The sequence below is a fragment of the Acaryochloris thomasi RCC1774 genome (assembly GCF_003231495.1).
GTDB lineage: Bacteria > Cyanobacteriota > Cyanobacteriia > Thermosynechococcales > Thermosynechococcaceae > RCC1774.
In genome coordinates, this window is sequence record NZ_PQWO01000001.1 from 100171 (window position 1) to 121042 (window position 20872).

A 20872-nucleotide genomic window follows, 5' to 3' on the forward strand; every position below is an offset into this window, starting at 1 on the left:
TCTAGCTATCACCAAAGCTGGTTTCATAGTCGGTATCCGTTTCATCTTCAAAGCTGGCAGCATCGGCTTCAGTAAAGTCTACATTCCGTGAATCGCTGTTGTAGGCGTAGCGATCGCGATCACGATAATAGCTGTAGCCCCAATAGCCCCGACCATAGCGTCCATAGTTGGGGTAAAGATCATAGTCGTAAAAGTAGGGATCGTTGTTAGCCTGACCATTGCGACAGTAGGGGCAGCCCTGAGGTGTCGTGCGCTCACAGGGACGCTTGAACAGGAAGCCCACTTTGCGATCGCATCTCCAGTTCCCAGCAACACTCTCCCCTGCAGCCGAGGATAGCCCCGAGGCCAATTCATCAAACCCACTCGCCCCACTCATTGACACTGGATTAGGGATTCCAGCCGCCGACGGAGGCTGCAGGTCTTCGCCAGCAGCCGAGGGGGGACTCTGCGGCACAGCCTCAACGGGAGCAACCGGCGGCAGGGTATCTTCAGCCGGGAGCTTGAACTCCAGCTCAAAGGGGCCGATCTGGATCAGATCGCCCTCCTGTAACGGTGCAGAACTAAAAGCAATGCCGTTCACGCTCAGAGACGCATTGGCTTGCCCCTCAATCGCAACAGACCCATCCTGCTCTTTAAGCAGTGCATGATAAATCTCCACCTGATCATCGGCCAGCACAACCCGGCTAACCGCCTGTCCATCGAGAGACCCCGGCATCAAGCCAAAGCTACGTCCGAGGGCAATGGGCAAAGCAAACACGGGCTGATAGACTTGCCCGCTGCCCGGATCAGTCCAAATTAGTTGAATACGCATCAGGGAGTTGACTGAGAAACGGCATAGGCGAGGGCGGCCTGCTGTTCTGGCGTCAGCACCTCAAACCCGAAGCAGGCCATTGCAATCGGGGATGTTTTGTCCTTGGAATAGAGAACGGTTTGATCTTCAGCATTGCGGAGCGAAATCTTACCTTCCTTCTCCTTTACTTTGTAGAGGGACTGCTTGTCAGGAGATTCGATTTCATATCCATACTCTCTTTTCTTAATTCGGTAAATTGGCTGATCGCTACCGGTTTCTAGCTTGTAGTCGCCATCATCCTGTTGGCGAAGAATATAAAGCTCCTCTGACTGTTCGGCATTTTCTAGCTTCCAGGCTCCAGTGGTCGGCACCACGTAACCCAGCACCTGATCCTGAGGATCCTTAATTTTGACCTTCTGGGCTGCGTCTATATTCAGTCTGGCAATCTCAGCCCCCGCAGCATCCTCTAGCTTGGCTCCGTCGGGCTTGTATTTGAGGGTGAAGCGCTCTTGCCCCCCATCCTGCTTAAACTTTACCGATGCTTTCACAGTTGTGGGTTCACCGGTACTCAGCTGATCTGGCTGGGCAGCAGCCTCAGTTGAAGGCGGAGCCTCTTGCTCTGTTGCACCACAGCTATTGAGCAGCAAGAGTGGAGCAAGCAAAAGGCTGATCAGCAAGCCTTGTAGAATTGGTGTTTGATTGGAGGTAGGCATATAGATATAAGTGAAAAGACTAAACTAAAAGCGTTATGAAGTCGTTCTCGAAAGCTGCTTCGCTAAATTGAGACCGTGGTAAAGACTGAGAAACATTTGAGTCACCAGATGATCCACTTCCTGAGTATCCGCATTTCTGGCATAGCTCGCAGGCGGGATCTTAGCGGCCAACAGTAGGCGGTTATCGCTCACTTTCAGGCGCTTGATTCGAGCATTGTTTGGCAGCTTGATCGCTTCAGATAAAGATGCTTGGAGCATCGAGATCGCCCCATATCGATTTCTAGAAAACTGCAGCATGAGCGCCACTTCTAACCCTTTAGGCTTCGCTTTACGCTTGAACTTACTTTTCCCGCTGCGGCTGCGCTTCCAGCCATATTTTTCAATGGTGAATTCTGTAATCGAAATTTGAAAGCGAGTATGGTCAAGAAACTGTCCTTCTAGCCGAAGCCACGGGTCGGTGTAGCGATCAATCTTCCACTTCGACCGTCTAGGATCAGGAATCGTATCAACTTTTTTGCGTTTGGCCTTCGGATCGCTAAAGTCAACGGCAAGATGAACAGAGGCTTCCGGCTGCATATCGCGCAGGAACTTAGGAATCAGCAGCTTAGGGATTTCGTAGCGCTCGTTGATGATGTTGCGACTTTTCTGCCTGTTCCACAGCACGGTCAAGATCACCAGAGGAAGCGCCAGGATCGCCACGAGAATAAATAATGGGGGAAAGAAAAAGCCTAAAAACAAAAACAAGAAAAATCCAATCACAACGAAGGTCAGAATACCTCCTAATTTTTTTTGCTTTTCCTCTGCAATAGCGTCACTGTCTTCGATCAAAATCAGGTCAGCAATCAGCTTTTTTGCTGTGCTCCTTTGATCGTAAACTAAGGTCTGTCTAAATGATTCAAGGTTGAGGGTCACTTAAATCTCCTGCGGCTTTTATCCTTTTGAGAGAGAGATTTCTCTACTCAAAATCTAGCTGATTTCGATCAGGTCTATCATCTCAGGTTATGCCCGATTTTCCCCTCGCCTACATTAGTTTTGATATTGTTCCAGCCCCGAAGGGTGCCGCCGTTCATATTGAAGCGTTTACAGGTGCGATCGCAAATCAATTTGGCCCCCTCCATTTAGTCAGCGTCTCCCCAACACCAGAAGAGATCCTCTCCCACCAACGCTGGCCAGGGGTCTATCACACAGCGCTCCCGGCCCTGGGCAAAACTCTACTCGATCGCGTTCTCAGCTTTCGTCGGCAGCTTGATCAATGGCTTAGAAATAAAAGATTTCAGGCGATCCATGTGCGCTCTATTTACGAAGGTTTTCCCATCGCTCAACGTAAGCAGGAACTTTGCGATCGCCTGATCTTAGAAATTAACGGACTGCCGTCCATTGAGCTGAAGTACCGCTATCCCCGTGTCGCAGAGGATTCCGAGCTAATGCACAAGCTATTAGCTCAAGAAGCACTGTGCCTATCCCAGGCCGATCAGGTGATCACGCCCAGTGGCGTCACCAAAGCTTTTTTAGTACAGCAGGGAGTGCCCGCAGACAAAATTGCGGTGATTCCCAACGGCGTAGATTTAAGTGTCTTTACCTATCGAGCACCGCGCCTCAGCCCTGATCTTCAGCCGCTAAAGATGCTGTATTTTGGGACGCTGAGCGCTTGGCAAGGCGTTGACTTAGCCATCGAAGCACTGGATCTATATTGTCGAGATTTTCCAGCAGTGCTAACGATTTTGGGACCCGCGAGGCCACAGCAGTTGCGATCTCTGCTCAAATTAATCCGCCGCCTAGGCCAGCAGGACCGCGTTCAGATTTTAGCCCCCGTGAACCAGGCTCAGCTTGTACAGCAGATGCACAACGCTGACGTGATCGTTGCCCCACTCAAAGCCAACGATCGCAACTGCATACAAGGATGCTGTCCGCTCAAGATTCTAGAGGGCATGGCCTCCGGAACTCCAGTCGTGACAAGCGATCTAGACGTTGTTCATGCATTGGGAAGGCAAAATATACATCTACTGATGGGGCGTCCAGGCTCAGCTAAGGCGATTAAAGATAATTTGCTGCTGCTACGGGCTAATCCTGATCTGCGCCTACAGCTATCGCAAGGGGCGCGTTCTTATATCGAGAGATTTTATACGTGGGAAAAGTCCAACCAGGATCTCATTCGAGTTTACAAACGTCTAGGCATTCACAAAGTGACTAAGAACATCAGCCCCACACTTTGAAGCACAACAAAGCAGGAGATCGTAGACTCCAAGCCGGTTCAACCATAAAGCTAAATTAAGCCAGGGAAGACATAAAAACGCAAAACATCACGATTTTCAGTTCAATTTTGAAGCTTGTGAATACTATCTTTTCAAACCAAAATATTTTAGATGTGCAAAGTGATATAGATCACAGCTATCTATCTTTTGTGAGTAGATATACCAGACAGTTTTTTCTCAACGTTCAATAGTGAGGATTGTTATATAAGACATAAAACTGGGCATTCTATATATAAGTTATACATATAAAGAACAATTGACTCGAGCGCCAGACTCATTATTGATAACGCACAGATTAGTCTTTACCTTTGATCCTTATTTGATAGACAGGAAGCAGCTTTTTATTCCTTAGATATAGAGTAAATACAGTAGTGAAGCAAGAAATAGACGTAGAGATCAAAGGTCAACTGACGAGCAACACACCGCCAAAGGCTATTCTGAGCCAGCTTGTCGCATCATCAAGCAGCGGCATTTTAGAAGTTGTAAGCTGTGATGCGGTCTGGCGAATTTACGTTGAAGGGGGGCAGCTCGTATTTGCGAGCCATTCAATCAATCCTTCGGATGTATTAGACCGGCATCTAAAGGACTTTAGCCGTATCGTACCTGCCATTAATCAGAAAATTAAGCAAGACGTTCGGGCGCTATCTAATCGCTACGATGCTCGGCAAGATCTACCGTTTAGCTATCAAGCGATTCGCTGGCTCCAGGATCAGAATTACTTGAATACGGAGCAGGTCATGCTCCTGATTAAGCGACTGTCACAGGAAGCTCTCGAATCATATTTACTGCTTGTGGCAGGAGACTATCGATTTATTAGTCGTTCGTCCTCTTTAGATCCGATGAGTCGCTTAGACCTGTTGCTTCTGGTTCAAGAGTGTCAATATCGCATCAAAGCCTGGAGAGATCTAGGTCCTGAAATTTGGTCTCCCTATCAGGGACTCTATTACTTCAGCCAAAGTGAGCTTCAGCGCCAGTCTGGTTCTGAGAAGCTCGAAAAATACGGTGGCGTTCTCAGGGGCTTCAGCTTTCGAAAGTTGGCGGTGATTCTAGGACAGGACGAGCTGTCCTTGGCCCAGGATTTATATTCTGAAATCACGGAGAAAACGATTATCCTGAGGGAGCCGATTGCACCTTATCACTTGTTCCCTAGATTCTCGGATAGATTCCCTAGCTCAGATCCAAACTTAAGCGGTGATGTCTCTTATAATCCTCAGGAATTTGCAGATCAATTCTTGATTGAGAACAAAACTGGCTCCATGAGTCAATACACCGTTATCTGTATTGACGATAGCCCTGCCATTCTGAAGATGGTACAGAGATATTTGATCCAAGAGAAGCTCTGTCCAATCTTAATTGACGACCCCATTAAGGCGTTGGTCAAGGTCATCAAATCGAATCCTAGCTTGATCTTGCTGGATGTTGAAATGCCTCGAATGGATGGCTACGATCTCTGTCGAATGTTGCGTAAACATCCTCAGCTCAAAGACACGCCGATTATTATGGTGACGGGCAGGAGCGGTTTCATCAATCGCGCGAAAGCGAAGGTTGTCGGTGCCACGGACTATTTGACCAAGCCTTTTGATTCCTCTGAACTGTCCAATAAGGTCTTTAGATATCTAGAGTCTGCCTAGAGCCGGCAGTTAGAATAGTTTTCAGCATCATGGCTTCAGTGTTTAGTCCATGTTTTGCTTGGACGTGTTGGCGGGCCTGCTGTCCAATTTTTTGCCGCTGCTCGTGGGGTAGGGCAAGGCATTCGATGATGGCGTGGCCGAGTTGATGGAGTTGCGATCTCATCAGCAAAAAGCCCGTTTCTCCATGGGTAATCACCTCAGGAATTCCCCCTGCATCGCTGGCAATACAGCAGCGCTCACAGGCCATCGCCTCCAGCAAAGCATTGGGCATCCCTTCCCATAGCGACGGCTGTAGATAGACATCGCAAAGATTGAGATGCTGTACCACCTCTTCCGGCGTCGGCAAGTGTCCCGTTATAATCACCCGCTCCGCCGCCTCTGGATGATCTAAGGCAAAGGTCTGGAGTAAAGACTGCGCCGCCGTTCGCAATTCTCCCATCACTAACAGGCAGGCAGGTCGCGTTTCCAGGACCTGCGTCAAAGCCTGAAGCAGAAAACGCTGGCCCTTCTTCTCGCGTAGCTCTCCTGAGAAGCCCAGCACAGTCTCATGATCTGCAATACCAAGCTGTTGCCGGAGCACTTTGTTAGAGTCTGGCTTGGCAACACAGAACAAATCTGCATCAACAGTATTGGGGAGAGTTATTACATCGTTGCGCTCACAAACCATTTGCACTTTCTTTGCCATATCTTGACTCACGGCAGTGAGCTGAGTAGCGTGGGCAAGGGTCCACTGCAGCCGCGCAAAATCTCCGGGCGGAAAGACGGCACGATCCACATCGTTCCCCCGAGCGCTGACAATCGTGGGGCAGTGATTGAGCTGACCAAACCAAACCGCGAGAAAACCTGCAGGGAAGAGGTAGTGTCCCCACACAACATCGATTGGATGATCATGATTAAGCCAATCGAGAAGATTGAGGGTGTGGGGCATAGTGCCATCCCAATGACGGTAGAGGCCCATGCGATGAATCGAGAGCAGGCCACCTGCTGTCTCTACTCTTTCTGGAGGAGCAACGTCTCCTGGCGGCAGATATCGACTCCAGGTCACAACTTCTACCGAGTGACCCAGCGTAGTAAGAGATGAGACAATGCGACCCGCACTCCGAGCAACCCCCCCCAGATCGGGAGGGAAACGTTCAGAAAGAAAAACAATATGACTCACAAAAGTTGGAGACGCCTAACCGTGATTTTGAACGGTCGGTGGAATCACATTCCCTCTCGCTTGCATACTGAGTGCCTCGGGGTGTGCTCGATAATGCAGGCGAACGGAGTTTGCCAACCGTTTCTTAGTCGGCTCATCCACCGGGCTAGGCTCTTCTGTGGGTAAAGCATCTAGGATGCTAACTAACAATTGATCCTGTGGGGACTGGAGCGATTGTTTCCACGAGGTTAGAAGAGACCGGCTCACTTTTTCGGGTAAAGACCCCAAGATACCCACGTCATTCTGATCGTGAACCAGCAGCCCTGATGTGGTTCCCCGATCCAGCATCAAGACCTGAAATAGATAGAGACTATGATACGCGAGCTGTTGCTCATAATCGTTAGGGTTGGCCTGCTCCTGAACAGCTTCTTGGAGAATGCTGGCATAACAATCAATCACAGATTCACCGAAGGTCCGAGCCAAGGCAGAATCTGCAGCCGGATCATCCGTGGAATAATCTTCAAGATAAAAATGCGTCACGCCGCGATGACGCTCTAAAGCTGGGATATAAAAATAGCGATCGCCCTGGGCAGACGCTTCTTCATACTGTTCGGGCGCTGCTTCTTTTAGGCAGGCGGCAAAACGGTCTTTGAAGTCCTGATTAGGAATTGAGGGATTGAGATCGGCCATAATTCGCCAATAGCCCTTCCCGCTTTTCATTTCAGTCCAGCTAATGTGCATGTGGACCGATGGTGCATGGGGGTTTCTGGGATGGACGATGGTTGAGATCGCAGAAGCCGAGCCTAACTTCTTAGCAGGGTTGCGATCGTAATTAACCTGAGAAATATTAATTGAGGCACGGTTGAAAGTTTGTTCATCCGTGGCTAGATATCGAACCCCACCGCCGTATTCTCCCTGGTCTCGAAACCATTCGCGTGGCTCGAAGGGCTGCTCTTGCCCCATAGAGCGACTAACGCTTTCTAATTTTTGGACAAATCGCTTCTGCAGAGTTTCAACAAGAGCATAGGCTTTGATTGCCTCGGGAGACTTTGCTTTCGTTCTTTCCATAACGCCAAATGAATGTTGTGGGATTGACCAAAGCCATAATTCGTGGCCTCTCAAGTCCTTATTCTATAGTCTCATAACGCCATCAACTGTAAGACAAACAGCTTTGTTGGCCCCACTGCTCTGTCCTACCGAGACCCTGATAATTTCACATCGCAGAGCCTTACGAGGATGTTTGGCATTATTAACGAGGAGCATTATGGTTAATGTGTGATCGCTTCATTTAATTGTAAGAAAACACAGAAGCTCTTTCAGGGTAAGTTTTCGAGAAAGCTGCTCCAGTCAATTCAGCGGATTGCTGCTCGAAGGTTAGAACAACTTCATGCCGCTACTTTTCTATAGACGTTACGTATACCGCCTGGAAACAAGCTCGAAGCCTTGAAGCATGATCGCACAGGTCAGACATCCAAATATAGTACTCATACTCACCAAGCGCTAAGCCTTCAATTTTGCAACCATTTCTGCACGGGCAGAAACGTTGAGCTTTCGAAACATCCGCTTGAGCACCTGTTTGACGGCGTCGCGACTGATGTTTAGCTTCAAAGCAATTTCCCGATTGCTACAGCCTTGAGCCACTAACTCAGAGATATCGAGTTCTCGCGGCGTCAAGCCGTTGACTAGAGAGGGAGCAACAGCAAGGCGGAACATCGCCAGTCGCACGGATAGATGTAGACACAGAGCACTCAATTGAATCAGATCTCCGTCATAGAAGGCAGGCCAGTCTTTCCCGCGTAAAAAATAAACACCGCCAATCAAATAACCGTTGCCGACTAGAGGTGCAGCTAACCCATGTTCAACACCATAGACGCGGAATATAGATTGGTAGAGTGTGCTCTGGTGCCAGTCTTGTTGAGAGTAGACCGATAGATTGTGAACTGGAACTTGATGCTTAATCATCTGTTGGCTGATTTGATCTGCATCGCGTCCAATATCCTGATAGCGATCATGAAATGTATCGGGCACCCCCCAAAGATCTGACTCAATCACTTGAGCACGCCGGTCCAGTAAATCCAAGCCCCAGGCCGTTGCTCCGACCAGCTCACCGGCATAATCCATAAAGCAAGATCGCAACTGCGCTTCATTCGCTACAGTTGTAAGCTTTTCAATCAAAGGAGCAAATTTCATCAATTTGTACCCAGTTGGGGACTTGGCTAGCGAGTTTTCAATTTCTATTCTGTAGATCTGGTCTACAGCCAATATTGCCCATGTCTGTTCCTATCTCAGCACTTTTTGTCGGCCTCAATGGTCTGATCGCATTTGTCCTTTCCTGCATCGTTGTGGCAGAGCGCACTAAAACTCGAATTTGGCATGGAGAAATTGAGGAAGATATTAAGACTCAGAAAAATTATCTCGCAACCCCAAATCGATGGGCAGCGTTTATCGAAAGATGTACTCGGCAATTTGTGGGCACCAAATTGGCTGACGATGGACTTCTGCAACGCAAAGTCCGTGCCTATGGCAACTTTACAGAATATATCCCTCTGGGGTTGCTATTGATCATCATTCTAGAGCTGATGTCTACCCCATCCTGGCCCCTCTGGCTCATGGGAGGTGCATTGACCATCGGACGCATTGCCCACGCATGGGGCTTAATCAAAACCTACGGTCCTTCCCCCGGTCGCGCAATTGGTTTTGGTCTCACTTGGCTTGTCTATATTGTTGGTGTTAGTGCCTGTATTTACTGTGGGATGGCTGAACTTCTCTAACATTGAGCTATAGAAGAGAGACTTGAAACAGATTGGGCAAAACTCGGCAGCTCTAGGATCCAAATCAACTCAGGAGAAAACTTATGCGAGACCTCGATTACCTGAATCCAAACTCTACCCAGACTCTCCGTGAGGGGGTTCGAGAACTTCGCGCCCATGAGGGAGCCACTAGTGATGCCGCAGAGAATGTTGTACCTGACCTGAGCGATGACATTGATATGCATGATGCAATTCATGTGCTATTCGGTTGTCCCACTAACTTGTTAGGAGAAATCATTGCCCATGTATGGACGGCCTTTGGCACAACAGTAAAGATGCAAGATATGCACCGAGTGAACATGCACGATGATCATCAACAAGTCCTGTCAAAAATAGGATACGGACGTTTGATCAAGACTTGGCTTTCTAGTCTTCCGAGAATTATTGCTACGCTCATTAGCGCGATGGCAATGAAACACCGTTGGCCTGCTGAAGATTACACGTTTTATCTAGATCAACGATTATGTGACCTTCGAGAAAACTTTGGCATTCGCCTTCCTGAGTTGCCACTTAACGATCAAGCTAGTTCAGGTGCAGCGCTCCGAACGATTCAATTGCGCAACCCATGAAGTCTCAATCAAAGCGGGCACTAGAATAGCATTGCCCCATCTAACTCTGCAGGAATGTTGTGGGTGTGGGCACCTTCTCCGCAAGTGCGTGGCGTCGGGAAGACCTTGCCTGGATTAGCTAGTTCCTTTGGATTAAACACATGCCGGACCCACTGCATTGTCTCTAAATCCGCCTTCGAGAACATTTCAGGCATATAGCAGCGCTTATCCGCCCCGATTCCATGCTCACCAGAGATACTGCCGCCCTTCTGAACGCAGAGCTTTAGAATCTCGCCGCCCAGCGCCTCTACCTGCTGTAGCGCTCCTGGCTCTGACTCATCGTAAAGAATCAACGGGTGTAGATTACCGTCCCCAGCATGGAAAACATTCGCCACCCGATGTCCATACTTTTTGCTCAGCGCCTCAATCTGCTTCAGCGTATCCGCAAGCTGCGTTCTCGGAATCACCCCATCCTGTACAAAGTAATTCGGGCTCATATTCCCCGCCGCCGCAAAAGCCGCCTTTCGGCCTTTCCACATTTTGTCGCGGGTGGCCGCATCACCTGCCGCCGAGACGTTCCGCGCTCCATTTTGGCGGCAGATATCTGCAACGCGCTGGCTGCTGGCCTCTACCTCCACTGCCATGCCGTCTAGCTCTACCAGCAAAATCGCTCCGGCATCACGGGGATAGCAGTCCGTCTTCACCACATCCTCAACAGCGTTGATGCTGAGATTATCCATAATCTCCATACCCGCTGGAATCACGCCTGCCGCAATAATATCGGCAACGGTGGCCCCTGCGGCTTCAACGTTGGTAAAGTCCGCCAGTAAAACCTTGACGGTCTCCGCTTTTTTGAGAATCTGCAGCGTAATTTCAGTGGCAATGCCCAGCGTTCCTTCGGAGCCGACAAAGATACCTGTAAGGTCGTACCCTGGCATCTCTGGAACTTTACTGCCTAGATCAACAATCGAGCCGTCGGTCAGCACCATCTTCATTCCGAGAACGTGGTTGGTGGTGACGCCATACTTAAGACAGTGGACGCCACCTGAATTCTCAGCGATGTTGCCGCCAATAGAGCAAATGATTTGGCTAGATGGATCTGGTGCGTAGTAAAAGCCTGCCTGGCTGACCGCTTGCGTTACCCAGGCATTAATCACCCCTGGCTGAACGACAACCCGGCGATTCTCTAGATCCACTTCTAGAATTTGATTCATGCGAGTGGTGACAATTAGAACACAGCCCTCTGTGGGCAGCGCTCCTCCCGACAAGCCCGTACCCGATCCGCGAGCGACGAAGGGGATATCATTCTGGTCGCAGATTCGAACGATCGCAGCAACTTCTTCAGTGGTGCGAGGCAGAACCACTAAACTGGGACGTTCTCGGTAGCTAAGGAGACCATCACATTCGTAAACGGAGCGTTCTTCTGGTGTCACGATAACGCCCTGCTTGCCAGCAATCTTTTCAAACTGCTTGATAAGGGGCTTCCAGTTTTGAGTCTTTTCTTGCGTCAACATAGTTGATAAACGAGCGTTAAGCCTATGAATAGCTTACTGTGTATAGACCGACACCTTACATATTCACGGGGATATCTTGCTCAGAGCTGGACAATAACTTCCAATGAATCCAACAAGAAGCGGAGAAGCTAAGGGTAGCGATGGCTTTGACGAAAGATTTCAAAGAGACTATCAGGACTAGAGAACGGCAAGAGCTAGAGTTTGCGATCGCAATCCCAAACAAAGTGGTAACGCTAGTTCTATGAAGAACCAGAGACAGCAAGACTTATTCATCATTTTCTGAGCGCGGTCAATATTTTCGAGCAGATACAGTGAACTGTCTACAACGTCTACAATGTAAATAAATCAACCTTGGTCACATCATTATCGATCGTCCATGACCAAAGAAATCACCGTTTCTACCCGAGTCACCGAAGAACTTGCCACCCAAATCGACCAGCTCTCTGAATCGCTAGGCCGCACTCGCGCCTGGATTCTCCATCAGGCTCTAGAAGCTTACGTCAGTAACGAATACGAGTTTTTACAGTCCGTTCAGCAAGGGTTTGATGACCTTGCCCAAGGCGAAATCGTAGATCATGCTGAAGTCGTTACCGACTACTCTCGTAGACGAACTGCTCCATAGTGTCCATCGTTTGGACTAAAAGCGCCCGACAGGATGTAAACGATATTTGGGATTACCTAGCGCTTCGCAACCCAGATGCAGCCGAGCTAACCGAAAGCCAGATTCTCAAAGCCATCGAAGGGCTATCGGAGTTCCCTAAACGAGGTAGGCCCGGTCGTGCTGCCGGAACCCGAGAACTGGTGATTAAGGGATCGCCCTACGTGGCGGTTTACTGGGTGGAAGAAACTCGCGTCGTGATTCTACGAGTCCTACACGGTGCACAGGATTGGCCGAATCTATGAAGGTCAAATTAATTGCGGATGATGTTGCACAACCATCAACAGTCATCGTTCCTGACGGTGCCATCGGGCAAAATAGTGTTGCAGAGGATTCCTGGAGTGAACAATGCCTCAATGTTGTCCCAAGTCTCGGCTCCGCTGAAGTCAGCGAAGGATAAGTCAGCATTGAAGAGAACTTCCTTGAGGAAAGCGTCTCGTAAATTCGCGTAGGAGAGATTAGCGCCACTGATATTGGTCTGTCCCATCGCGGCTTGATGCAAGTTCGCATGAATGAGGCACGCACCAATCAAGGAAGCTTGGAAGAGTTTAGCCCCGATCAAAATAGCGTTTTGTAAATTAGCGTTGCCTAGCGTGGCACAGGAAAGGCTGGCCTGGGTCAAGTCCGCGCCACGCAAGTTGATATTGGCTAGTTCGGAATCACCCAAAATTGTTTTCTTCAAGGTAGCTCCTTCGAGATTAGATCCAATGAGAGATATCCCTGTCAAATTAGCTTCGCTGAGATTGATCCCTCGCAAGTCAACCCTGTTCAGACGAGCATCTTCGAGTTCAATGCCAGCAAAATCGCGTTTTCCAGCAGCGTACTGCTCCAGCAATTCCTCGGGACTCATATAACCCGCCTACCGTTCAATGAACCTAATGTTTCTTCAGTCGTTGATAGCTTACCTGCTAGTCAACTTGCCGAGATTGCTCTAACTGATTTTGATCCCGATGGATTGCTCGCAGACTGAACGCTCTTTATTGATGCAGCTGCAGCGTACCGTCCGACATCATTTTTGGCTTCTGCTCTCCTAGTATTTGCTACTTGCTATCGACTCACTGCCGCATTAGAAAAGCATGAGTCTCCTCCCGCCACAGAAAATAGCATTGTTATGTTGGCGTTGCTACAGTTTACGGTTGAAATTGGTGCCACTTTAGTAAGGCTATGGCTTGCCTACCAAGCTTTTGGCTGAAGTCGCTACAATAGTAATACGGTCATTACTCCCCCGGACGCATGGGAATGGCTCACTGCTCGCTACAGGTAAATCTCTCCTTTTGGCAGATTTACTCTTAAGACGTTGATTATAGGTATCTCAAGAATGTCTCATCACCAGGCTCACCAAACCGCTGCAGGATTTCAAGGACAGCCTTGGCTGGTCGAGGAACGCGATGCCTGTGGTGTGGGCTTTATTGCTAGTCAACACGGTGAAGAAACCCATCGCCTGATTGAACATGCCCTGACAGGGCTAACCTGCATGGAGCACCGGGGAGCCTGCAGCGCCGATCGCGATTCCGGTGACGGCGCAGGTCTGATGACCGCAATCCCTTGGGGTTTGTTTCAACCTTGGTTAGAGGCGCAGAATGCCTCGGTGAAAGACGCTACGGGCGTGGGCATGGTGTTTTTGCCTGATGATGAAGAGAGGAGTGCGATCGCACGTCAAAAACTAGAACACCTCGCCACAGAAGTAGGGTTAAACATCATTGGATGGCGTCCCGTCCCCGTTCATCCAGAAGTATTGGGAGAGCAGGCCAAAGCTAATCAGCCGCGAATCGAACAACTTTTTGTCACCTCTGAAACGCTGAAGGGCGATGACTTAGAGCGACAGCTTTATCTGGTCCGCAAGCGAATAGAACAGGCCGCAATGGGGAGCGACTGGGGCACCGATTTCTATGTCTGTTCTTTCTCAAGCCGCACGATTGTCTATAAGGGGATGGTGCGCTCTGAAGTCCTCGGGATGTTTTATGCCGATTTGCAGAACCCGCTCTACACAAGTGCCTTCGCGATTTATCACCGTCGCTTCAGCACTAACACGATGCCCAAGTGGCCGCTGGCGCAGCCGATGCGATTCCTAGGTCACAATGGCGAAATTAATACGCTGCTCGGCAACATCAACTGGATGAAGGCGCGCAAGCCTCAGCTCAGCCATCCCCACTGGGACCAGTACGCTGAGTCGCTCGATCCGATTGTGAATGCGAACAATAGCGACTCGTCCAATTTAGATAACGCGATGGAGCTGTTGGTGCAGTCTGGTCGCAGCCCTCAAGAGGCGCTGATGATTTTGGTGCCGGAAGCCTATCGCAATCAGCCTGCACTTACCGATCATCCTGAGATTGTGGACTTCTACGAGTACTACAGCGGCCTGCAAGAAGCCTGGGATGGTCCGGCCCTAGTCGTATTCAGTGATGGCAAGATGGTGGGGGCGACGCTCGATCGCAACGGCCTCCGTCCGGCGCGGTACTGCATTACTAAAAATGACTATGTGATCGTCGGGTCAGAAGCTGGCGTGGTGCCAATCCCAGAGGCTGACATCGTATCTAAGGGGCGGCTAGGGCCAGGGCAGATGATTGCGGTGGATCTGGAGAAAGAGGAAGTTCTCACCAACTGGCAGATTAAGCAGCGAATTTCTCAGGCACATCCCTATGGGGACTGGATTAAGGAGCAGCGGCAGACATTGGCCGAAGGTGAATTCCTTGCCAAAGCCCAGATGGATTCGGCGACCTGCTTGAATCAACAGACTGCCTATGGCTATTCCCTAGAAGATGTAGAGATGGTTGTGCAGGCAATGGCGAAGGATGGCAAGGAGCCGACCTTCTGCATGGGGGATGATATTCCGCTATCGATTTTGTCGTCGCGATCGCATGTCCTCTACGACTATTTCAAGCAACGGTTTGCACAGGTCACGAACCCCGCCATTGACCCGCTGCGCGAAAAGCTGGTGATGTCTCTGAGTACACAGCTCGGCGAACGCGGGAATTTATTAGCCCACGATCCGAAGTCAGCGCAGCTCTTGAAATTATCATCGCCAGTTCTCAATGAAGCTGAACTGGATACGGTGCAGGCATCTAAGCTCGGAACCGAGACGCTATCGACGCTGTTTGCCGTCGCCGATGGACCGGATGGTTTGAAGCAGGCGGTTCAGAAACTCTGTGAGCAAGCGACCGCAGCGGTGCAGGCCGGCAAAGGAATTCTGGTACTGAGCGATCGCATCTCCTCAACCCAAGCATCAACCCACCTAGATGCGGACCATACCTATATTCCGCCGCTTTTGGCAGTGGGAGCCGTTCACCATCACCTGATTCGTCAAAGATTGCGGCTCAAGGCATCTATCGTGGTGGATACCGCTCAATGCTGGAGTACCCATCATTTCGCTTGTCTGATTGGCTATGGTGCAGCCGCTATTTGCCCTTACCTGGCACTTGAAACGACTCGCCAATGGTGGGCCAGCGACAAGACCCAGAAAATGATGGAGCGGGGCAAGATTGAATCTACGACGATTGCGGGTGCCCAAAGCAACTATCGCAAGGCGGTTGAAGCTGGATTGTTGAAGATTCTCTCGAAGATGGGCATTTCCCTGCTGGCAAGCTATCAAGGCGCACAGATTTTTGAAGCGATTGGCATTGGTTCTGAGCTGCTAGAGCTGGGCTTTGTCGGTACAACTTCTCGCGTGGGCGGTCTTTCCACTGCGGAGCTGGCGCAGGAAGTAATGGAATTTCATCGCAACGCCTTCCCAGAACTGGATGCCAAGAAGCTGGAGAACTTTGGCTTCATTCAATATCGACCGGGCGGCGAGTATCACATGAATACGCCCAATATTGCTAAGGTGCTGCACCAGGCCGTAGAGGAGAAACAGTACGATCACTACGAAGTCTATAAGCAACAGCTTCAGAACCGACCGATTACCGCGTTCCGTGATTTGCTGGACTTCAGGTTGGGGGATAACGCAATCCCTCTAGAAGATGTAGAACCCGTGGAAGATATTGTGCAGCGTTTTTGCACGGGTGGGATGTCTTTAGGAGCGCTTTCGCGGGAAGCCCATGAGGTACTTGCGATCGCAATGAATCGCCTCGGCGGTCGCTCCAATTCAGGCGAAGGCGGCGAAGACTCAATCCGCTTCAAGGTTCTAGACGACGTAGATGCTGAGGGCAAATCACAACAGCTCCCCCACCTCAACGGCTTACGAAACGGTGACACTGCCAGCTCTGCTATCAAGCAGGTGGCATCAGGACGCTTCGGAGTCACGCCTGAATATCTGATGAACGCCAAGCAGATCGAGATCAAGCTGGCTCAGGGTGCAAAACCCGGTGAAGGCGGACAGCTTCCAGGCAAAAAGGTAAGTGCATACATTGCCAAACTACGGAAGTCGAAGCCAGGAGTGACGCTGATTTCACCGCCGCCTCACCATGATATTTATTCTATTGAGGACTTGGCTCAGCTCATTTTTGATCTGCACCAGATCAATCCCAAGGCTCGGGTTTCAGTGAAGCTCGTATCTGAAATTGGCATCGGCACGATCGCCGCCGGAGTCGCAAAAGCCAACGCCGACATCATTCAGATTTCAGGACATGACGGCGGCACGGGAGCTTCCCCTCTTAGCTCCATCAAGCATGCCGGAAGCCCTTGGGAGTTGGGCCTTACTGAGGTGCATCGCACGCTAATGGAAAACCAGCTTCGCGATCGCGTCACCCTCAGAGTCGATGGCGGTCTCAAAACCGGCTGGGATATTATTATGGCCGCGATGATGGGCGCTGAGGAATATGGTTTCGGCTCCATCGCCATGATTGCAGAGGGCTGCATTATGGCCCGCATTTGTCACACCAACAATTGTCCGGTGGGCGTTGCCACTCAGCAGGAGAAGCTGCGGCAGCGGTTTACGGGGATTCCTGAGCATGTGGTTAACTTCTTTGGCTTTATTGCAGAGGAAGTGCGATCGCTTCTCGCTCAGTTAGGCGTTCGCTCTTTAGATGAGATCATTGGCCGCTCCGACCTGCTGCAAATGCTCGAGGGCGCTGGCCTCACAAAAACGGCGGCGGTGAACTTGGATTGTTTAACGATGCTGCCAGATTCTCGAACGGAACGCGGTTGGCTTCAGCATGAAGAAGTCCACAGCAATGGGCCTGTGTTTGATGATCAGCTTTTGGCAGATCCTGATATTCAGGCGGCGATTACTCAACATGCTCAAGTAGAGAAAAGCTTTGAGGTGGTGAATACGGATCGGGCTGTGGGGGCGCGGGTTTCGGGTGCGATCGCAACTCAATACGGCAACACGGGCTTCCAGGGTCAAATCACCCTCAACCTCAAGGGCAGCGCCGGTCAAAGCTTCGGAGCCTTCAACCTTCCGGGCATGATTCTCAAGCTCACGGGCGAGGCCAATGACTATGTGGGCAAAGGTATGCACGGTGGTGAAATCGTGGTTCAACCGCCTACAGAATCACCCTTTGAAGCAGCAGACAACGTAATCATCGGCAACACCTGTCTGTATGGAGCCACCGGAGGCACCCTATTCGCTAACGGCAAAGCCGGAGAGCGATTTGCGGTGCGAAATTCTAAGGCCCAGGCCGTCATTGAAGGGGCAGGCGATCACTGCTGCGAGTATATGACGGGCGGCGTGATTGTGGTTCTGGGTGAGACGGGTCGCAATGTGGGTGCGGGCATGACGGGTGGATTGACCTACGTTTTGGATGAGGATGGGAGTTTCCCCACTAAGGTGAATCCTGAGATTGTTCAGTTGCAGCGGGTTGTGACTGAGGCGGGTGAGCAGCAGCTTCGCACCCTCATTCAAGCCCATGTAGAGCATACGGGGAGTGCCAAAGGAGCGGCTGTTTTGAGACAGTGGCCTGACTGCTTGCCTCAGTTTTGGCAAGTGGTGCCACCATCTGAAGCAGAGCGCCCAGAGGTTACAGCAGCGGAGAAGGTGTTGACGCCAACGGCGTAAGGCAGCTTTTGTACACAATGTGTACAATTGAAGTGGAACATTGCTAGTATTCCACATGACTGAAACTGCGACGATTACGGTTCGTCTGAATGCCTCCCTTAAGCAACAACTAGAGGCACTTGCTCAAAGCACCCAACGTAGTAAGTCATGGTTAGCGGCTAAAGCGATTGCTGCGTACCTTGAGCAGGAAGCTTGGCAGATCCAGCAAATTGAGGTGGCTGTTGAACAAGCGAATCAGCCTGATACTGAGTGGGTTGATCATAGCGATGTATCTGCTTGGCTAGAAACTTGGGGCACCGATGAAGAGAAATCTGCTCCATGCCCATAGTTTGGTTGCCTGCCGCAGTTCAAGACATTATTCACATTCGCACCTACATCTCTGATAACGATCCGGTATCGGCTCGCAATGTTGCACAGAGAATTGATCAATCGGTTAGCAATCTAGCTAAGATGCCCAATATGGGACGACCGGGACGTTTATTGGGAACTCGTGAACTCGTGGTTAGTGGCACACCCTATTTAGCCGTATATCGGGTTCAAAATAGTCGTGTTGAGATTCTGCGGGTTTTACATGGACGTCAGCCTTTTCCTGATAACGACACAATTTGAAGCTCCATGAATCTGATTGATCTTGAGACTGCAGTTAGCCATATCCATCAATCGTGTGCGGATGAGGAGATTAAGCCATTCTTCTTTGTTGTAGGTGCTGGAATTTCTTTGCCATCAATTCCTTTGGCAAGTCAAATTGTAGATGCTTGCAAGAATGTAGCTGCGAAGTGGAAGAGAGATGATGAGCCAGAATTACAGAATGCTAGCGATTCTTATTCACACTGGTTTCAGTTGGCTTACCCACAGCGGGTGCAGCGCCAGAAGTACCTACGTAATTTGATAGAGGACAAAGCGATTTCTGCTGCTAACCTGCGATTGGCACACTTGTTGCTAGATAAGCAGATTACCAATTTGGTCGTCACACCCAATTTTGATGATCTACTGGCTCGGTCGTTAAACCTCTTCGGCGCATCCTATGTCATTTGCGATCACCCACAAACGGCTGAGCGAATCGATCCAGAGCGCAATGATTTACAAATCGTTCATGTACATGGAACGTATCAATTTTATGATTGCTGCAACTTGGCTGGTGAAATTCAAGAGCGTTCGAAGAATCCTAGTGCAGACAGTTATACGATGCGAGCTTTACTCGACAATATCTTGCTGCGCCGTTCGCCACTTGTGATTGGCTACAGCGGCTGGGAAGGGGATGTGATTATGGCCGCATTGAAGCGTCGCTTGTCAAGAGGAGCATTGCCAAATAATCTCTACTGGTTCTGCTATCGACGAGAGCATATTGCTGCATTTCCTAATTGGTTAACTGATCATCCCAATGTCTGTTTTGTAGGGCCTGTAGAAAAGTCTCATGAGCATGTTCAGACTGAGGAGACTAATGAGCCACGGCCTACAGCCTTGACTTCGAGAACACCTAAAAAAGCGATAGAAGAATCCAATAAAAACCTTGTCTCAGGTACCTCAGTTGAGATTACACTATCGGCACAAGAAATACTTGACAGCTTGGTACGTTCGTTTGGGCTAGAAGCCCCCCTTTTAACGAGAGACCCCCTAAAATTTTTTGCTCAATACCTACGTAAATCACTACCCCAAGTTAGGGATCAAGATGATTTATATGCTATTGGCAGTGTCATAGATCGTGTTGGACGTGCAGCGGAACATGAACGTGAAATCATTGAAGGACAAGCGCAAATTGAGACTTTATTAGAGCCTTTTCGAGATGCACTACGCAGATCAAAGTACCGTGAGGCAGTCCAAATAATTTATAAGCTTGATACGAAAGTTCTTAATGACCGACAGCGCTGCGATTTAATTTCTAGTCTATGGGATGCAGCTTTAGCTCTAAATGATAGTCCTGATGATGTAATAGATGCTTGTGAACAGATTTTGCTGCTGGGGGAGATTTTGACACAGCCGATACCAAAATCAAGTGTCCATACAATTGCAAATGCTCTTTTCAAGAAAGCATATATTCTCCAGAAAATGGAGCGTTGGGAAGAGGCGATTATTGCTTGGGATCAGTTAATTATAAAATACTCTGAGTTTCCCGCAATTACCTTACAAGAAAAAGTAGCAACTGCGCTTCTAAAAAAGGGATGGATTTTCCATGAGTTAAAGCATCATGAAGAAGCGATCAAGATGTATAAACAGATTGTTGAGAAATACTCCGACTCTCCTGAAACAGTCTTACATGTACGGGTTGCAAATGCACTGTTATTTGAAGCACAAAGTCTCTATGAGTTGGAACGCTATGATGAAATATTGCCTGCTCTTGAACAGTCTATTGGGAAATACTCTGACTCGCCTGAAACAGATATACAAGAACAAGTCGCGCTGGCTATGCGCTGTAAGGGTTATCTCCTTATCGAGTTGGAGCGTCAGGCAGAGGCGATCACTGCCTTCGACGAAGCTATTAAGAAGTTCATTGAGTTTTCTGCAACTGAATTAAAAGAACAAGTTGCGGGAGCACTTGTCGAGAAAGGAAGTACGCTCTTCGAGTTGGAGTTTTTCGAGGAAGGAATAGCTGCCTATGATCAGGTTATTGAGAAATACTCTGATTCTGCTGAAAGTGCCTTACAAGAACAAGTTGCAAAGGCACTTATCTTCAAGGGTGCTTCCCTTGAAGCACTGGAGGAGCAAGAAGAAGCAACAGCAATTTACAATCAGGTTATCGAGAGGTTTTCGAATTCACCTGAACCAGCCTTAAAAGAACAGGTACGTCAGGCTCGCCTCAATACAGAGAAAATCTCAGAGTTATAAAGTCTGTTTGACTGATGAAACCTACAACGCTTGAAATGTCGAGTGTGTGGCAAGTTCAAGAAC

The 20872-nt window shown here is 49.5% G+C and carries 18 protein-coding genes; 10 read left to right on the forward strand and 8 right to left on the reverse strand.

The genetic code is table 11. From position 1 onward, the window contains the following. Position 1: 1 nt before the first annotated feature. From C1752_RS00595 to C1752_RS00605, 3 genes are read right to left on the reverse strand one after another with little or no spacing between them, the layout of a single operon-like run. Entirely contained in the window at positions 2-811 is an 810-nt protein-coding gene (locus C1752_RS00595; RefSeq protein WP_110984110.1) for an FHA domain-containing protein, read from the reverse strand. Beyond that, the gene (locus tag C1752_RS00600) at positions 811-1503 is read right to left on the reverse strand and encodes a hypothetical protein (protein WP_110984111.1); all 693 of its coding nucleotides are present in this window, start codon (positions 1501-1503) and stop codon (positions 811-813) included. The genes C1752_RS00595 and C1752_RS00600 overlap by 1 nt, the downstream gene beginning before the upstream one ends. 33 nt (positions 1504-1536) lie before the next feature. Beyond that, entirely contained in the window at positions 1537-2415 is an 879-nt protein-coding gene (locus C1752_RS00605) for a hypothetical protein (RefSeq protein WP_110984112.1), read from the reverse strand. Between the two features lie 89 nt (positions 2416-2504). Between C1752_RS00605 and C1752_RS00610 the strand changes: the two genes are divergently transcribed. Both C1752_RS00610 and C1752_RS00615 read left to right on the forward strand, forming a co-directional pair. Further along, positions 2505-3716 (forward strand): glycosyltransferase family 4 protein, encoded by a 1212-nt coding sequence (locus C1752_RS00610; protein ID WP_110984113.1) that lies wholly within the window; start codon positions 2505-2507, stop codon positions 3714-3716. A gap of 410 nt (positions 3717-4126) precedes the next feature. Continuing rightward, complete coding sequence (locus tag C1752_RS00615) at positions 4127-5386, forward strand: response regulator (RefSeq protein WP_110984114.1); 1260 nt, start codon at positions 4127-4129, stop codon at positions 5384-5386. Here the strand turns inward: C1752_RS00615 and C1752_RS00620 are convergent. The 3 genes from C1752_RS00620 to C1752_RS00630 form a co-directional block, all read right to left on the reverse strand. Then, a complete protein-coding gene (locus C1752_RS00620; protein WP_110984115.1) occupies positions 5364-6545 on the reverse strand; it encodes a glycosyltransferase family 4 protein in 1182 nt (393 codons plus the stop codon). The two genes, C1752_RS00615 and C1752_RS00620, sit on opposite strands and share 23 nt — an antisense overlap. Before the next feature lie 15 nt (positions 6546-6560). Next, on the reverse strand, positions 6561-7592 hold the full coding sequence (locus C1752_RS00625; protein WP_110984116.1) for a coproporphyrinogen III oxidase: 1032 nt from the start codon (positions 7590-7592) through the stop codon (positions 6561-6563). Positions 7593-8024: 432 nt separating this feature from the next. Next, a complete protein-coding gene (locus C1752_RS00630) occupies positions 8025-8714 on the reverse strand; it encodes a helix-turn-helix transcriptional regulator (protein ID WP_110984117.1) in 690 nt (229 codons plus the stop codon). Between the two features lie 80 nt (positions 8715-8794). Between C1752_RS00630 and C1752_RS00635 the strand changes: the two genes are divergently transcribed. Beyond that, positions 8795-9295 carry an MAPEG family protein gene (locus C1752_RS00635; protein WP_199464237.1) on the forward strand — a complete coding sequence of 167 codons (501 nt, stop codon included), beginning with the start codon at positions 8795-8797 and terminating at the stop codon, positions 9293-9295. Between the two features lie 83 nt (positions 9296-9378). After that, entirely contained in the window at positions 9379-9903 is a 525-nt protein-coding gene (locus C1752_RS00640; protein WP_110984118.1) for a hypothetical protein, read from the forward strand. 20 nt (positions 9904-9923) lie between these two features. Here C1752_RS00640 and glcD read toward each other — a convergent pair whose 3' ends face one another. Then, positions 9924-11396: a glycolate oxidase subunit GlcD gene (gene glcD / locus C1752_RS00645; RefSeq protein WP_110984119.1), complete on the reverse strand. Its 1473-nt coding sequence runs from the start codon at positions 11394-11396 to the stop codon at positions 9924-9926. Between the two features lie 376 nt (positions 11397-11772). On the opposite strand from glcD, the gene C1752_RS00650 reads away from it, so the two are divergent. Then, on the forward strand, positions 11773-12018 hold the full coding sequence (locus C1752_RS00650; RefSeq protein ID WP_110984120.1) for a CopG family ribbon-helix-helix protein: 246 nt from the start codon (positions 11773-11775) through the stop codon (positions 12016-12018). After that, positions 12018-12299, forward strand: a complete 282-nt coding sequence (locus C1752_RS00655) for a type II toxin-antitoxin system RelE/ParE family toxin (protein ID WP_110984121.1) — start codon at positions 12018-12020, stop codon at positions 12297-12299. The genes C1752_RS00650 and C1752_RS00655 overlap by 1 nt, the downstream gene beginning before the upstream one ends. Before the next feature lie 35 nt (positions 12300-12334). Here C1752_RS00655 and C1752_RS00660 read toward each other — a convergent pair whose 3' ends face one another. Next, on the reverse strand, positions 12335-12904 hold the full coding sequence (locus C1752_RS00660; protein ID WP_110984122.1) for a pentapeptide repeat-containing protein: 570 nt from the start codon (positions 12902-12904) through the stop codon (positions 12335-12337). Between the two features lie 468 nt (positions 12905-13372). Here C1752_RS00660 and gltB point away from each other — a divergent pair, with 468 nt between their 5' ends. From gltB to C1752_RS00680, 4 genes are read left to right on the forward strand one after another with little or no spacing between them, the layout of a single operon-like run. Continuing rightward, positions 13373-17986, forward strand: coding sequence for a glutamate synthase large subunit (gltB, locus tag C1752_RS00665; protein ID WP_110984123.1), 4614 nt, complete (start codon positions 13373-13375; stop codon positions 17984-17986). 55 nt (positions 17987-18041) lie between these two features. Further along, on the forward strand, positions 18042-18314 hold the full coding sequence (locus C1752_RS00670) for a CopG family ribbon-helix-helix protein (protein ID WP_110984124.1): 273 nt from the start codon (positions 18042-18044) through the stop codon (positions 18312-18314). Beyond that, on the forward strand, positions 18305-18595 hold the full coding sequence (locus C1752_RS00675) for a type II toxin-antitoxin system RelE/ParE family toxin (protein WP_110984125.1): 291 nt from the start codon (positions 18305-18307) through the stop codon (positions 18593-18595). Before C1752_RS00670 ends, C1752_RS00675 begins: the two co-directional genes overlap by 10 nt. 6 nt (positions 18596-18601) lie before the next feature. Next, positions 18602-20809 carry a tetratricopeptide repeat protein gene (locus tag C1752_RS00680; RefSeq protein WP_110984126.1) on the forward strand — a complete coding sequence of 736 codons (2208 nt, stop codon included), beginning with the start codon at positions 18602-18604 and terminating at the stop codon, positions 20807-20809. Positions 20810-20872 lie beyond the last annotated feature (63 nt).